The following is a 15535-nucleotide window of genomic DNA, read 5'->3' on the forward strand; positions in this document are numbered from 1 at the left end:
TATGAAAAAGATAATAACACTGGCAGCTCTTGCCTTAACAATAACAATAGGTACTAATGCGCAAACAGCGTATGATGGAGCCAAACTTGCTACAAAGGAACTTAATGGAACTGCCCGTTTTGTAGGAATGGGTGGTGCTATGGGGGCGTTGGGTGGAGATATCTCTACTATGGGTACAAATCCGGCAGGGATAGGTATTTATCGTAGCAACGAAATTATGGCTACGCTGAACTTTGGAACTATAACAACAGAAAGCAACTACATGGGTTCCAGGCATAGTGTAGATGCCAATCGCTTTAACTTTAGCAACATTGGTGCAGTGCTGAGCCATAAAGTAGGCAATTATACCGATTTACGTTATGTGAACTTTGGTGTCAATTATACTCGTTCGAAGGCATTTTATAAGAATATGTCGATGTCGGGAATTATGGATGGCGTAAGCCAAACCACGCAAATATTAGACCAAGCCAATGCTGGTCAAGGAGATTTAGCTGCACTAAACACATTGTATGTTAACGGCTGGCTATCTGCTTTGGGGTGGAACTCGCATTTATTTTACCAAGATGATGATAATATATATTACTCCGAGTTGGAAGAAGCACTAACGCGCGATGCTTATTTTGACTCTCGCGAAAGAGGAGGAATTAATCAGTTTGATTTTAATGTATCATTCAATTTTAACGACCGTTTTTATCTGGGTGCTACAATTGGTGCTTATGATGTGAATTATCGCAAATCTTCTATCTATACAGAGGAATATGCTGAAGATTGGTGGTACGATTTGAAAAGTTGGAATCAAATAACAGGTACAGGTGTCGATTTCAAATTAGGAGCTATCTGGCGTCCTGTTGAAGAATCTCCGTTTCGTGTAGGATTGGCTATACATACACCTACTTTTTATAACTTAACGTATGCGACCAGTGCGTTTATGGAAACCGATTTGGAGTATTATTTCGATACGCGCAATGACTTGAATGGTGATGATATGCATTATTACTTCAGATTACGCACACCTTGGTTGTTTAATATTAGCTTGGGGCATACAATAAGTAACTACCTCGCTTTGGGAGCCGAGTATGAGTATGAAGATTATTCTACTATTAAATTTCATGATGATAATGGACGCTCTATGTGGTGGGAAAACTCAACTCGCGATTATATCTTGAAAGGTGTTCATACGTTGCGTCTTGGTGCCGAACTGAAACCAATTCCTGAGTTTGCTATCCGGGCAGGGTACAACTACTCTACGGCTGCTTTCAAAGATGGTGCTTATAAGATATTGCCGACCAATTCCATTCAGACCGATACCGATTTTGCTAACTCAAAAGGAGTAAGTACCTATACATTGGGACTTGGTTATCGTGGTAGTGTAGCCTATTTTGATGTTGCTTACAAGTACAACACGTATAAAGAAGATTTCTATGCTTTTGACAATACGCATTTGAAATCTACCGATGTAAAGAATAACAAGCATCAGGTATTTGTAACCTTAGGCATGCGCTTCTAAACCAGAACTGTTTTCAATTTGCAATATATTTTTTGTGTGTAAAAGAAATCCCCGAGGCTGTGTAGCTCCGGGGATTTTGCTTATAGTATTCGCTTTGTTTGCTTATGGCATTCGGTTCGTTTGCTTATAGCATCCGAGTCAAATGCTTATGGCATTCGACCCAAATGCTTATGGCTTGAAATCAGTATTCTGTTTTATCTGTTTTATTAGCCCACGCTTCAAAGGCTTTGATGGCTTCATCGCGCATCATTATTTGCGAGGGTAGTTTACGGTCTGCTGGTTTTAATTCCAACTCATCATATATAAAGGAATCGTCGAAGCCGATGTTTTTTGCATCGATTTTGTTGTTGGCATAGTACATACGATCTAATCGTGCCCAGTAGATAGCTCCCAAACACATGGGGCAAGGCTCACAGGAGGTGTAAATTTCATACCCGCTAAGGTCGAACGTTCCTAAATGAGCGGCTGCTGTACGTATGGCACTAACTTCGGCGTGGGCTGTGGGGTCGCACGATGAAGTAACACGATTTACACCAGTGGCGATTATTTCGCCGTCTTTAGCTATTACTGCTCCAAAAGGACCGCCATCATTGGCTACATTCTCTATGGATAGCTCAATTGCTTTCCTCATTAACTCTTCTTTAGTCATACTCATCTCTCTTATAGTTTATCCAGAATTTTGTCCATAACCCAGTTGATGGTGGTAGCGCTTTCTCCGTTGCATTCGCAAATAGATTTGCCCAGCAGATGATCTACCACGGCTTGTATCAAGGGTTGTTGTACATGTTCGGGGTTTTCGATTGTTATCTCTTCTCTTCCTCGCTCGGTATGCAGGGTAATGGGGTCGTAGGTAAAGACAGAGAAGCTGAGGCTGCCCTTGTCTCCAATAATTTCTACACGGTCTATCTTAGCCGAATCGTGCGCAACAAAGCACCATGATCCTGAACCTACCAAGCCATTTTCAAACTGAAAACATGCGCTTAGTGTATCTTCCGCCTTGTATAATCCACCTCTGTTGCTTTTGTAGCCATCTGCGGCCAGAATATATCCAAACATTTCTTGCAACAAATCTATCTGGTGCGGTGCCAAATCATAAAAGTAACCACCTCCGGCAATGTCGGGTTGTACGCGCCATGGCAAATTGGTACTGTTATAATCGAGGTCGCGGGGAGGTTGCGCGAAACGTACTTGTGTATTGATTACGTTGCCAATAGTTCCGTCCTCTACCAGTCCTTTTACCTTTTTGAAATAGGGTAGGTAACGGCGGTAGTAAGCTACAAAACATGGCATACCTGTTTCTTCAGCAATACGATTGATACGCGTACACTCTTCGTAGGTAACCGCCATGGGCTTTTCAATGTACACAGCTTTGCCGGCTTTCATCGCCATAATGGCATAGGTAGCATGCGAAGAAGGGGGTGTAGCAATGTAGACAGCGTTTATCTCTTCGTCGTCTACCAGCTCTTGTGCATCGTCATACCATTTTTTTATATTATGCGCTTGGGCGTATGCTTTTGCTTTCTCACCGTCGCGACTCATTACTGCCACAACTTCGGAATTTTCTATCTTCTGAAAAGCTGGTCCGCTCTTTTGCTCAGTAACGATACCACAACCAATAAATCCCCATTTTATGATTTTGTTACTCATTATTTTAATAGGCTAAAGGGTCTTTTTTGAAATATTTCCGATACATCTGCCTATACTCTTTACTATTGGTATAAGCTTTGAGCCATACGTTTAACGAATCGAGTAGGGCAGGAGATTCTTTATTTACTCCCCACGAATAAAACTGGGTAAAGCTGATTTTTGTATGTATATCCAACTGTGGAAAGGAATCTATCAGTGCTTTGGCAATGACTTCGTCCACCACGGCGTAGTCAATATTATTGTGTGCTACCATAGCTATGAGTTGTTCGGGACCATACTTTTCTACCTCTTCAATATGTATCGTGTCGGCTATTTCGTGCTCAATATTATGAATACGCAAAATAGATGGTGAGCCTTTTTCCACATAGAGCGTTTTGTGTGCCAGGTCTAGCTGGCTCTTTACAAATTTAGTTGTAGTACTATCTGCTTGAGGAGAAGGTTTGCGTTGCACCAGAACTTGACGACTTAACGTGATAGGTGTTGTAAGTAGTAATGAATCCTTCCATTGGTTGGTAGTAGGAATGCCATCGGCTATTACATCATATACTCCATTAGATAATGCCTTAGTGCGATTGTCGAATCCCATTTCGGGAACTATCTCTAGCTGTAGTCCTTGATTATGGGCAAAAGCTTTGATGAGTTCGTAGTTGAACCCCGAAATAGTATTGTCTTCGTTGAGAAAGTAGCTAATAGAGTTGTATTCGGTTACCGCTCGCAGTATGCCCTCCTTGCTGATAGCGGGATAGTCTCTGGGGGTAGATACAACTTTTTCTTTACCCCGCCATAGGGTTGCTATCAATACGGCTACAACACCCATGCAGACATATTTGATTACTCTGGGTTTCGTAAGCTTTATCATAGGTTAATCGTAGAAGTTCCATGAAAGTCCAAACTTGAACATGCTTGGATTAATGGGGTAGTGGGGAGACAGGAAGTAGTTGCTATTTCCCATACCTTGGTTTACGTGATACATCATGGCAAAAAGACGCGTACGCTTCAGGTGCAGGTTGACGTAGACGTTCACGATGGGGTAGTTCCCAATCTTTACCTGTTCGCTTGCATTGGACGATTGAAGGTGATACTGTTGTACTGCCGGAGTATATGCCGGTGCCAGGTATTCGGTAAAATAACGAACATCTGCTCCCAATTCCACACTAAGCACTTTCTTTGCCAGCTTGGCTGAGATGTATAGATTGGAGTATATCGTTAGGTCGGGTAAAGGTAATATGACTTCATCGCTCGATTTTTGCCATACTACTTCATTATCCCAGTGTAATATGCCTAATTTGAAGTTTTGGTTCAGCTTCGCCATTACTACCAGTATATTGTCTCCCGCCTGTGTGGGTCGTGCTGTCTGGTCAAAGTAGGTATAGTTCTTAATGTTTTCAAAACCTCCGCTTAACTTCGTGCCAAATCGCTTAGACGATAGCTCTCCATTTATACGTGTACGAAACTCCTTGTCCATGTCGTTGTCCCACCAGAAGTGATTGGAATGATAATGGCGCATATAAAAAGGAGCTACGGTATTGGATATGCTTCCTTTACCGATAAATGTAATGGTGTCTTTTCCTAAACGGAAGTTTAGGTCGAGATCTCCCTCTATACGAAATTGTCCCACTGCCTCTCCGGCAAGTCCTACTTCTCCACCGGCTTTGTAATGTAGCAATGTACCTTCGCGTTTAGCAAGTTCTCCTCCTACGAATACTTCTTGTTCGGTATATTTATCGGTCTTCAAAGGGTCTAACGACATCAGTGTGTATCGGTTGTACTTGTGCGAAATGTAAGCTGTTAGTCCGGCTTTTGCATACTTATTAAACCCTTCGAGTAAGGCTATACCAAATATGTTTTTTACTCCTATGTAAGTTGTGGTATCTCTACTTGCGTTTTGCTGGATAAAGGTATTCTCGTAGGGAATATCTGTTTCATCTTTGGCTATATATTTATGTCCGGCTGTTTCTATATTAAATGTGTGTATGAAACTGGTTACAGGTACGTACTCTTCGATTGTATCGTTTACAGCAGGTGTTATTATTTCTCCAATGGAGTCTTTCACAGCTTCTTTAATGTTTTCAACAATATCGCGGTAGAAACCTACATTATATCGGTGTGAGTAACTTCCGTTGAAGTGGCTGTTACGGTTAAATGTGCTACTCATGTAGACTGGAATGTTCTCTGTTCGAACATTTTTCTGTCCCAGCGCATCGGGGTTGGTAATGTATAGGTCGTCTGTAATACCACCATTTTCCATCATCTTCATAGAATAGAAATTTACTATTCCGTGTGCTGTATATCTTTCACCCACATAGCTGCCGAAGATATTCGTTTTCAGCATGGAGTTGGCTTGGTTTTGATAATACCCTCTGCCGTAATTGTAATCGAAGTTAAAGCCAAAAGCAAACCGCTTATTCACATTGACCGAGAAGTAGGACTTAAACCGCTCTTCTCCATAAAGTCTGTTGAATGTTTTGTAGTAGGTAATGTTGGTATAGGGAATGTTACTGTTGGTAAATAATTGTTCGTGCGGTTCCGTTATGAAATCGGCAAAGGGAGTCAGGAAGAAAGTATAAGGCATCACCTCTCTTTCAAAGAAGATACGCGACAGTGCGGGTGATCCCAAGTTCCCAAGGTAATTGTTGTGACCGTTTATCCCTTCGGTTAGATTTGTATTTTGGAACTGATGATGTAGGGTATCTACAGGGGTAGGAATGATGCTACCGAGGTTTTTGCTTGTTCGCCACATATACAGTTTAGGAGCCAGACTGATGATCTCTACTTGGCTGTTCAAACTGTCTTGCTCATGTTGGAGAGATTCTGCATCCATAGGGTTTGTTTGCATAGGCATTTGAGCAAATGCTGGTAGTGTGCAAACTAACAAGACAAAAAGATATGCGATTTTGCTTATTTTCATTTCAACCGCAAATATAACAACAAATTTTGGACTTTGAATGAAGAATTAACGTAGAGAAATTAATCTAAAGAGGTTTTATCACTCAAAGTCCAAAATCAAATTCTATTATCCCTTTTTCACAATCTCCATTCCTTTTTGAATGGCAGCTTCGTTGAGAGGGATTAGGTGATGGTGGCGTTCGGGAAGTGTTTTCTTTAATCCACTTAGTACGCTCTCTATAGAAACCATGGGTTTAACTTTAAGAAGTCCTCCCAGCACAATCATGTTGAATGCTTTAGCATTTTTCATTTCATTGGCTGCATCCATAGCATCTATACGATATACATTGATATCGGTGCGGGTAGGAGGGTTGATAATTCCATAGCCATCATAAATCAATACTCCTCCCGGTTTTACTTTGTTCTCAAACTTCTCCAACGAGGGTTGATTGAGGATAATGGCTACGTCGTAATTGCTTAGAATAGGAGAAGATACGCGTTCGTCACTCACAATCACGGTTACGTTGGCTGTTCCTCCACGTTGCTCGGGACCATAAGCGGGCATCCAGCTTACCTCTTTGCCTTCCATAAGACCCGAATAGGCCAAAATTTTACCCATAGACAGTACACCCTGTCCGCCAAAACCTGCTATAATAATTTCTTCTTTCATGGTCTTACTTATCTTTTAAATCACCGAGTTGATAAAAGGAGAACATATTTTCTTCCATCCATTTATTAGAATCTTCAGGAGTCATCTTCCATCCGGAGCTACAGGTCGAAACAATTTCAACGAGATTAGACCCTTTGCCTTGCATGGAGTTCTCGAATGCTTTACGGATAGCTTTCTTTGCTTTACGAATAGCAGGAACCGATTGTACGGACTGGCGTGTTACGTATGCGGTACCTTCCAATTGTGCAGCTATCTCGGTCATTTTCAAAGGATGTCCATGTAGCTGTGTATCACGTCCATAAGGACAAGTTGAAGTCTTCATGCCCACCAAGGTTGTAGGAGCCATTTGTCCACCTGTCATGCCGTAGATAGCATTATTAACGAAGATAATGGTGATGTTTTCACCACGGTTCAACGCGTGGATTGTTTCGGCTGTACCGATGCAGGCTAAGTCGCCATCGCCCTGATAGGTGAAAACCAATCTTTCGGGCCATAAGCGTTTGATTGCCGTAGCTACAGCAGGAGCACGCCCGTGTGCTGCTTCTTCCCAGTCAATATCTAAATAGTTGTACGCAAACACCGCGCAACCTACCGGTGATACACCGACTGTCTTTTCTTCCATTGCCATCTCTTCAATGACTTCGGCAATAAGTTTATGAACTACCCCATGGCTACATCCCGGGCAGTAGTGCATAGCATTATTGTTCATGAGAGTTGGTTTCTTATGAACCAAGTTCTCGGGTTTAATGATATCTTTTATTGTAATCATACGATTTCTTGTTTTTAAGATAGGCTTATCTGTTGGTGAACCGAATAAAGAATTCCATTATCTTGCAGAACAAAGTAGCTCCACATACGTAGAGGAAAACGGTTCTGTCGTCTACTACAAAGTATATAATAATGGTAATAAGTGTTCCTATGAGGAATAATACGTTGAGTATGCTTCTTATTTTATCCGGGTTCATCTTTATATCAGTTTTAAGTACCTATTTAATCTATTAACTTTGCTTTGAGTGCACTCACAATTTCATCTGGTCCGGGAACAATTCCTCCCAAACGTCCGAAATGCTCTACTTTTACCTTGCCATTTACTGCTAAACGAATATCTTCTACCATTTGTCCGGCATTCAACTCCAATGACAACATACCTTTTACCTTGCTGGCATATTCGTTGATGGCTGTGGTGGGGAACGGCCAGAGGGTTATCGGACGAAGTATTCCTACTTTAATACCTTCCTCGCGTGCAATTTCCATTGCTTTTTGTCCGATACGCGCCATAGATCCGAAAGCGATAATCAAGTAGTCTGCGTCTTCGCAATTGATTTCTTCGTATCTTACTTCATTCTTCTCTATCTCTTTATACTTGGCTTGGAAGCGCAGATTGTTTTGCTCCATAGGCTCGGGTTGAAGTTCCAATGAAGTTACAATGTTGGGTTTGCGACTCTTTGGTTTTCCGGTAGCTGCCCAAGGACATTCCGCAAGGAGTTCTTCTTCGGTGCGGCGTGCAACAAACGGAGGAAGTACGACCTTCTCCATCATTTGTCCAATAACACCATCGGTCAATATCATTGCAGGATTGCGATACTTAAAGGCAAGTTCAAAACCAAGTCCTACAAAATCCGCCATTTCCTGTACGGACGAAGGCGCAAGCGTGATTAGTCGGTAATCACCATGACCACCACCCTTTACAGTTTGAAAATAATCTGCCTGGCTGGGCTGGATTGTTCCTAATCCCGGTCCGCCGCGCATTACATTAACAATGAGTGAAGGTAACTCGGCACCTGCCAGATATGAAATTCCTTCTTGCTTGAGGCTAATGCCCGGACTCGATGAAGATGTCATCACCTTCTTTCCTGTTCCGGCTCCTCCGTATACCATATTAATAGCTGCTACTTCACTTTCTGCCTGGAGTACCACCATGCCGGTAGTTTCCCAAGGCTTTAGCTCGGCAAGCGTTTCCAATATCTCCGATTGTGGGGTAATGGGGTATCCGAAGTAACCGTCGGCTCCACAACGAACGGCCGCGTGGGCTATCGCCTCATTCCCTTTCATTAATACTACTTCTTCCATCTTTGAATTTTGAATTTTGAGTTCTTTAGATTGTTAGATTCGCGGTTAGTTTTCTACTTTCATCTTATACACAGAAATACAACCGTCAGGGCAAACAATGCCACACGAGCTACAACCGTTGCAGGTGTCTTCAAGCGTTTGTACAGCATAATTGTATCCTTTCGTATTTACTTCTTTGGATAAGGAAATTACTTTGAGCGGACAAGCTACCACACACAAGTTGCATCCTTTGCAACGCTCTGTGTCGACCACTATTGCTCCTTTAATTTTAGCCATAAATTATACGTTTATTGATTGAACATGTCTTTGTTATAGAAATTGAGGATGTCGATAACCATGCGTCTCGCTTCTTTCGCAGGACTTTCGGGGTTCAGATCGATGGCATATTGATAATTGTTCAGCGCTTGTTGCCAATCTCCTTTTTTGCGATGGGCATTGCCCAATAAGTAGTAAGCCAGATCTTTTTCTTCGTTTTCGCTTACGGCAATATAGGCTGTAAGTTCATCGAGCGCTTTGTTTACCTCACCATTTTCAATGTGAGTTTTAATGATCTCTAATGCTTTCATTTATTTCCCCAAGTGATTTATCAAGCACAAATATACTCCTTATTTGTTGATAACTGGATAATGTAGCGTGAAATATTATTAATTTGAAATGTTTTTTTAAGCAGAAAACTGACGTTTTGGTAGTTTGTTTGTGTTTCGTTTGGTATGTCTAGGCGGTTGTTTGCTGTTTTCTTGTTGGTGTCTTGCTGTTTTGATAGCTTTTTGTTATTTGTAAACTCTCTGCGATGTATTTAGAAACATACATACTCAGCAAAGCCTATTTATTGAACTAAGTTGTGCCAACGCGTTGGCACTGTCGTGACACCGCTGTTGCACAATAGTGCCGATGCGTTGGCACAACTTTGCCAATGCACTGGCATACGCTTCGACAATTACAAGAAAAAGAGGCTATCTCAGCAATTGTGAGATAGCCTCTTCCTTTTGTTTTCTTGGCTGGTATTTATTTTACCAGTCCACCATTAATATATAGTCCTTCGAACTTTACATCTTTTACCTTTCCGGTAATGTTGTTACCATTTTCGGCAACGTTATTGAATTTGCAGTTGCTTACGCTGATGTTTTCTATGTTGGCAGATTCATTCAAACCAATAAGTACCACACCATATTTACTTTTTTGGCTGGTAATGTTCTTAAGATGAATGTTGCGCACTGTAGGAGTAAAACCACGTTGACAGTTTTCTCTGTTTTCATATTGTAGGTTAATACGCAGTACGGCTTCTTTACATTCGCCCACAGTAATATTGCGCACAAAAACATTTTCAATGAGACCACCACGGCAAGTGCTTGTCTTGATACGGATAACACGATCCAATAAAGGACTGTCCATGTCGCAATTTTCAACGAAGAGGTTGCGATAACCACCCGAGATTTCGCTACCTACTACTACGCCACCGTGTCCGTTCTTCATGCGACAGTTGCGCACGATGATGTTTTCGCTGGGAGTATCCCATTTGCGTCCGTCGTTGTTACGTCCCGACTTAATAGCAATACAGTCGTCGCCGGTATCGAATAGGCAACCTTCAATTAATACGTTTTTACACGATTCGGGGTCGCATCCGTCGCCATTGGGACCGCGATTGAATACACTTACCCCACGTACGATAAGACTTTCGCAGAATAGTGGATGAATAACCCAGAAAGGAGAATTTAACAGAGTAACACCTTCAATTAAGATCGTGTTGCACGAATAGAAATTTAATAATTGTGGACGTAACCCGTCTTCAGGAGTCATTACACGTTTATATATAGGTGTGTTTGTTTCGGCATACATTAATAGTTTTTCGCGTCCACCATTGCGTTGAGCTTTCATGCCTTCTACCCAACCAAAACGAGGAGCACCACACATAGGCCACCAGTTGTCGTTAGTGGCTTGTCCGTCGATAATACCTTTTCCGGTAATGGCAATGTTGGTTTCGCCGTAAGCATAGATAAGCGGGCGAGCGTTGTAGCAGTCTACACCTTCCCAACGGGTGAGTACAGCAGGGAAGTAGAGCTCTTGGTTCGTGTCGAATTTAAGTATTGCTCCTTCTTCCAAGTGTAGGTTTACATTACTTTTCATGGTTATTGGACCGGTATAAAATGTTCCCTTAGGAATCAACACGGTGCCGCCGCCTGCTTGCGAACAAGTAGTGATGGCAAGATTGATTTCATCGTGCGCGGGTTCCGACGGATTGTCGGCCTTCACGCCGAAATCGAGAATGTTGAATACGCGGTCGGGGAAAGATGTTTGCTTAATTTGTGACTCGATGGCTTTTGCTGTTTCGAATGCTTTGTCGATTACATCCGCTTTGGCAACAACTGCCACACATAGTAGTAAGATAATTCCAAAAAATTTTCTCATGATATTAAATAGTTTTTTTGTTTCGATACAAAAATAAATACTGAGAAGAGGATAGAATAAGACTATTTGTTATAAAAGGGGTAATAATTGACAGGATTTGAAGATATAGCTAATGAAACTTTCTTTCTCTCTTGGCAAATCTCAATAATAAACAGTTATATTTGCACAACCAACAATCGTTAATGTAACTTAACCCAATGAACTGGAACAATACAATTATAGACAATTTGCAATGGTCGGACACCATTAGCAATCTAGAGCGCAAAGAACATGTAGCCCAAAAGATAGCTGCCCGCATGAAAGATAACGAAGTAATAGGTGTGGGTTCGGGCTCTACTGTTTATGTGGCGGTGTGTGCTATGGCTAAGCGCATCAAAGAAGAAAATCTGCATGTCGAAGTTATTCCCGCATCCTTAGAGCTTTCCATGACTTGTCAACAACTGGGACTTACCCAAACAACTCTGTGGTGTCGTAAACCCGACTGGTGTTTTGATGGAGCCGATGAGGTGGATCCTAACCGTAGTCTTATAAAAGGACGTGGAGGTGCTATGTTCAAAGAAAAGTTACTGATGTCGTGCAGTCGGGAGAGCTACATCATTGTAGATGAAAGTAAGTTTGTAGATCGTCTCGGTAGTAAATTTCCCGTGCCAGTAGAGGTGTTTCCCGGAGCTCTGCTTTATGCCGAAGAACAATTGAAACAGCTTGGCGCACGCGAAGTTATTCTGCGTATGGCAAAAGGAAAGGATGGTCCTATCCTAACGGAAAATGGTAATTTTATACTTGATGCTTGGTTTGACCATATAGGGTTGGATATGGAGAAAAACATAAAATCAATTACCGGCGTTATAGAAAGTGGTCTCTTTATGGGATTCGATATTGAGATACTAACAGTGTAACCTTAGTTTCTGCCGATGAAAAGACTCCTCTTTCTCCTTCTCTTACTTGTTTTGTTGAGCGGCATATCTACTTTGCAAGCGCAAGAAATGGTACGCCCTAAGAGTGGAGATGGTATAGAGTCTTTACTTCGCAGACATAACAGACAAGGGGCTCAGTATCGTAAGGAGTTTTTGGAACTTAACAAAGGGAAGTTCGGCAAAAATAATTCGTTGATCTTAGAGCGCAACTACCTGTTGCCACCTATTCATGGAAATGCGGGGAAACCTGTAGCTCCTTCGGCAACACTCTCTTCTTCGGTCTCTAAAAAAGGCTATGAACCTCTTTTTGGAAAGAAAGAGGCAAACTACGAAATAACCTCAAGTGAATTACGAGGTGCTACTTTTTATCTCGTAAGCGGGCATGGAGGACCCGATCCCGGTGCCATTGGCAAGATGGATAAGCACGAACTGCACGAAGATGAATATGCTTACGACATTGTATTGAGGCTAGCAAAGAGTTTACTCTCAAAAGGAGCTACTGTACATATTATTATTCAGGATGCATTAGACGGTATACGCGACGATCGTATTCTGAAGAATAGCAAGCGTGAAACCTGTATGGGTAAAGCTATCCCTTTGAAACAAACCGAACGTCTTAAGCAGCGTTCGGATAAGATAAACGAAATTTACCGCAAATCCCCCAAGGGCTACTCACGCGCCATATTTATTCACATAGATAGTCGCAGTAAACACAAGCAGACGGATGTGTTTTTTTATCACTCATCTTCGGCCGCCAGTACGCGCTTAGCAAACACTATGAAGAAAACCTTTGCGCAGAAGTACAGTACCCATCAACCCGGAAGAGGATTCACAGGTACTGTAAGCGAACGGCGATTGTATGTACTGAGAAATACTTTGCCCGTAGGCGTGTATGTAGAGCTAGGTAATATACAGAATCCTTTCGACCAACGGCGTATTGTTATGAAAGATAATCGGCAGGCATTAGCCAAATGGATAGCAGAGGCATTTGTTGCAGATTACAAACAAAGTGGGCTGAAAAAATAGACACTTATTAAGATAAACCTTGAATTAATACTCTCCAAATAGACTTTTAGGAAATAGGTCTTCACCTTCACAGAACGCTGTAACCAGATGGTAGAGAGAGGGTTGCGTGTGAAGACCCCCTCTTCTATCCTTCACAAGGTCTTCACTGCCAATTTTCTGACTGTTTTTGTATTAAGAAAACAGTCAGAAACGAGGTGAAAAACAGTCAGAAGTGAAGCAAAAAACAGTCGCAAAAAAATATCACTTAAAGCTCTTCTAAGGTTGTGTCAAGCACTTCAGTACGACTTTCTGAAAAAGCCATAGTCTCATCTCCTGTCAGCCATAGGCTCATGACCCGTCAGCCATAGTCTCATGACCCGTCAGCCATAAGCTCATGACCGCTCATCCATAGGCGCACAATCACTCATCCATAGGCACATAATCGTTCAGGTATAGTGAAAAAATATTCTCTTAATTAATGTATTTTTTAATTATAATCCATATCTTTGATGTATTACTTAACGAAAAAATATTAAAATAAGATGAAACTAATAGCTAAATTGTTAATGCTAGGGGTAATATTTATTGCCGCTTGGGGTTGCGCACTAAATGACAAACTGGAAATAGAGTTTGTTAAGGGAGCATAATCCTTAATTCTTTCACTTGTATTATAAAAATGTCTATGTGTAATCCTTAAAGCTAAAAAAAATGATGAAAACACTTACACGCTATATATTTATGCTATTTGCATTGTTGCCAATAGCTAGCTATGGTCAGATAAATCTGCGACCAGGTTATATCATCACCAACGACAACGATACACTGCATGGCTCTATAGACTTTCGTACACCGGAAAGGAATGCTTCTCAATGTGTTTTTAGAGACGAATCAACAGGAAAAACGACCACTTATTATCCAGGAAATATCTATGGATATCGCTTTACGGATGATGGTAAGTTTTATGTGACGCGTACGCTAACTATTGGTGGTGTGGAAGGAGTATATTTCTTAGAGTATATCATTCAAGGTATTATTAGTATGTATTATCTTCCGACGCATGGCGACTGTTACTTTTTTGAAGAAGCTGATGGACGCTTAGTCGAAGTCTCTAAAGAAGATAAAATAGTTACCCTAAAAAACGGGAAAAGTGGCGTTCAGCGCGATACACGCTATGTTGGCCTGCTTACTTATTTGTTTCGTGATAGTGAAGAAGTAAAGAAAAAAGTAGAAGGTATTGGCTTTAATCAGAAGGAACTTGTAGAGATAACCAAAGAATACCACAACAATGTGTGTAAAACCGGTGAAGAGTGCATTGTTTTTGAAACAAAGAACGATAACAAGTATTATCAGTTTACTTTTACTTTGCTGGCGGGAGTGAAGAAACATAGCTCAAGGGTAAAGGATTTGAAGAAACGACAAAATATTAATTATCTTAATGCTACTTCGCCATCTTTCGGCTTAGATGTAGGGATGCTTATTCCTCGTTTTTCTCGCGTATTCAGTTTTCATGTTGGCTTAGAAGGTAGTTCGTTCCGAGGCGAATATTGTATACCTAACTGGGAATTTCGTTACTTAAAGTTTAAACAGCAGGCATTTGTACTTGAAAATAATATTGGAGTACGCTATTCTCCTCTTCATAAACGGATACAGCCATTTATTGAAGGAGGATATGCGCACAGCATTTTGATGTATAACAGTTTGAAACAACATTATGAAGAGCTTACCGATTCTGGTTCTAAAAAACTCTCGAAGAGCTTGGATACTGAGCAGACTTCCTTTACTATGGGCTTCTATATAGGTGGTGGGGTGGCGTATAAGTTGGGAAAACACGTTATTATGGCAAGAAGTGTTTACCGTAAAAAAAATTGGATGGCGAGCAGGTTGAATACTTTGGAGGCTACGCTAGGTTTCACCTTCTAATAAGTTGGCTTAATCCATATCACTCTAAATTCATGACGATTATCTAAAAAAATATTAAAATAAGATGAAACTAATTGCTAAATTGTTAATGCTAGGGGCAATATTTATTGCCACTTGGGGTTGTGCACTAAATGACAAACTGGAAATAGAGTTTGTTCAAGGAACAGTGAAGAATGGTATGGATTACACTCCATTACAGGGTGTGACGGTTGAGATTGAAACTTTGTCGAAGACTTATTACACAGAAACGGATGATACAGGCAAATTTGAGTTTAATAACTTAGATAGAGGACTGGCTATTTTGCGCTTTAGTAAAGATGGTTATACACCATTTTCCAGAAATATAGTCCTAAATTCTCCCACACTTATATTAGTCAATGTGGTTATGTATAACCCTAAAAACTAAAGAAAATGAAAACACTTACACGCTATATATTTATGCTATTTGCATTGTTGCCAATAGCTAGCTATGGTCAGATAAATCTGCGACCAGGTTATATCATCACCAAC

General features: G+C 41.1%; 16 protein-coding genes. 5 read left to right on the top strand and 11 right to left on the bottom strand.

The genetic code is table 11. From position 1 onward, the window contains the following. The first annotated feature begins 1 nt into the window (after position 1). Positions 2-1507: an OmpP1/FadL family transporter gene (locus D0T50_RS00170; protein WP_163220756.1), complete on the top strand. Its 1506-nt coding sequence runs from the start codon at positions 2-4 to the stop codon at positions 1505-1507. A 181-nt stretch (positions 1508-1688) separates the two neighbouring features. Here D0T50_RS00170 and D0T50_RS00175 read toward each other — a convergent pair whose 3' ends face one another. From D0T50_RS00175 to D0T50_RS00220, 11 genes are all read right to left on the bottom strand, one after another. Further along, the gene (locus tag D0T50_RS00175) at positions 1689-2156 is read right to left on the bottom strand and encodes a nucleoside deaminase (RefSeq protein ID WP_163221281.1); all 468 of its coding nucleotides are present in this window, start codon (positions 2154-2156) and stop codon (positions 1689-1691) included. 11 nt (positions 2157-2167) lie between these two features. After that, on the bottom strand, positions 2168-3154 hold the full coding sequence (locus tag D0T50_RS00180; protein WP_163220758.1) for a Gfo/Idh/MocA family protein: 987 nt from the start codon (positions 3152-3154) through the stop codon (positions 2168-2170). A gap of 4 nt (positions 3155-3158) precedes the next feature. Further along, positions 3159-4010: a transporter substrate-binding domain-containing protein gene (locus D0T50_RS00185; RefSeq protein WP_163221283.1), complete on the bottom strand. Its 852-nt coding sequence runs from the start codon at positions 4008-4010 to the stop codon at positions 3159-3161. A 6-nt stretch (positions 4011-4016) separates the two neighbouring features. Further along, entirely contained in the window at positions 4017-5990 is a 1974-nt protein-coding gene (locus D0T50_RS00190) for a putative porin (RefSeq protein ID WP_370520837.1), read from the bottom strand. A 177-nt stretch (positions 5991-6167) separates the two neighbouring features. Continuing rightward, entirely contained in the window at positions 6168-6710 is a 543-nt protein-coding gene (locus D0T50_RS00195) for a 2-oxoacid:acceptor oxidoreductase family protein (protein ID WP_163220762.1), read from the bottom strand. A 4-nt stretch (positions 6711-6714) separates the two neighbouring features. Continuing rightward, positions 6715-7476, bottom strand: coding sequence for a thiamine pyrophosphate-dependent enzyme (locus tag D0T50_RS00200; RefSeq protein WP_163221286.1), 762 nt, complete (start codon positions 7474-7476; stop codon positions 6715-6717). 28 nt (positions 7477-7504) lie between these two features. Further along, positions 7505-7675 (bottom strand): hypothetical protein, encoded by a 171-nt coding sequence (locus tag D0T50_RS13595; RefSeq protein ID WP_203558150.1) that lies wholly within the window; start codon positions 7673-7675, stop codon positions 7505-7507. 25 nt (positions 7676-7700) lie between these two features. Beyond that, positions 7701-8780 carry a 3-methyl-2-oxobutanoate dehydrogenase subunit VorB gene (locus D0T50_RS00205; RefSeq protein WP_163220764.1) on the bottom strand — a complete coding sequence of 360 codons (1080 nt, stop codon included), beginning with the start codon at positions 8778-8780 and terminating at the stop codon, positions 7701-7703. Between the two features lie 45 nt (positions 8781-8825). Then, positions 8826-9056 (bottom strand): ferredoxin family protein, encoded by a 231-nt coding sequence (locus D0T50_RS00210; RefSeq protein ID WP_163220766.1) that lies wholly within the window; start codon positions 9054-9056, stop codon positions 8826-8828. Positions 9057-9067: 11 nt separating this feature from the next. Further along, positions 9068-9346 carry a lipopolysaccharide assembly protein LapB gene (locus D0T50_RS00215; RefSeq protein ID WP_163220768.1) on the bottom strand — a complete coding sequence of 93 codons (279 nt, stop codon included), beginning with the start codon at positions 9344-9346 and terminating at the stop codon, positions 9068-9070. A 439-nt stretch (positions 9347-9785) separates the two neighbouring features. Further along, positions 9786-11186: a glycoside hydrolase family 28 protein gene (locus tag D0T50_RS00220; RefSeq protein ID WP_163220770.1), complete on the bottom strand. Its 1401-nt coding sequence runs from the start codon at positions 11184-11186 to the stop codon at positions 9786-9788. A gap of 197 nt (positions 11187-11383) precedes the next feature. Between D0T50_RS00220 and rpiA the strand changes: the two genes are divergently transcribed. The 4 genes from rpiA to D0T50_RS00240 all read left to right on the top strand — a co-directional run bounded on the left by rpiA (position 11384) and on the right by D0T50_RS00240 (position 15431). Further along, a complete protein-coding gene (gene rpiA, locus D0T50_RS00225) occupies positions 11384-12082 on the top strand; it encodes a ribose 5-phosphate isomerase A (protein WP_163220773.1) in 699 nt (232 codons plus the stop codon). 15 nt (positions 12083-12097) lie between these two features. Continuing rightward, positions 12098-13126, top strand: coding sequence for an N-acetylmuramoyl-L-alanine amidase (locus D0T50_RS00230; RefSeq protein ID WP_163220777.1), 1029 nt, complete (start codon positions 12098-12100; stop codon positions 13124-13126). A gap of 687 nt (positions 13127-13813) precedes the next feature. After that, entirely contained in the window at positions 13814-15025 is a 1212-nt protein-coding gene (locus tag D0T50_RS00235) for a hypothetical protein (RefSeq protein WP_163220780.1), read from the top strand. A 64-nt stretch (positions 15026-15089) separates the two neighbouring features. Then, complete coding sequence (locus tag D0T50_RS00240; protein ID WP_163220783.1) at positions 15090-15431, top strand: carboxypeptidase regulatory-like domain-containing protein; 342 nt, start codon at positions 15090-15092, stop codon at positions 15429-15431. The last annotated feature ends 104 nt before the right edge of the window (positions 15432-15535 follow it).

Origin of the sequence: Bacteroides sp. 214 (genome assembly GCF_010501015.1) — a bacterium.
Lineage (GTDB): Bacteria > Bacteroidota > Bacteroidia > Bacteroidales > Bacteroidaceae > Bacteroides.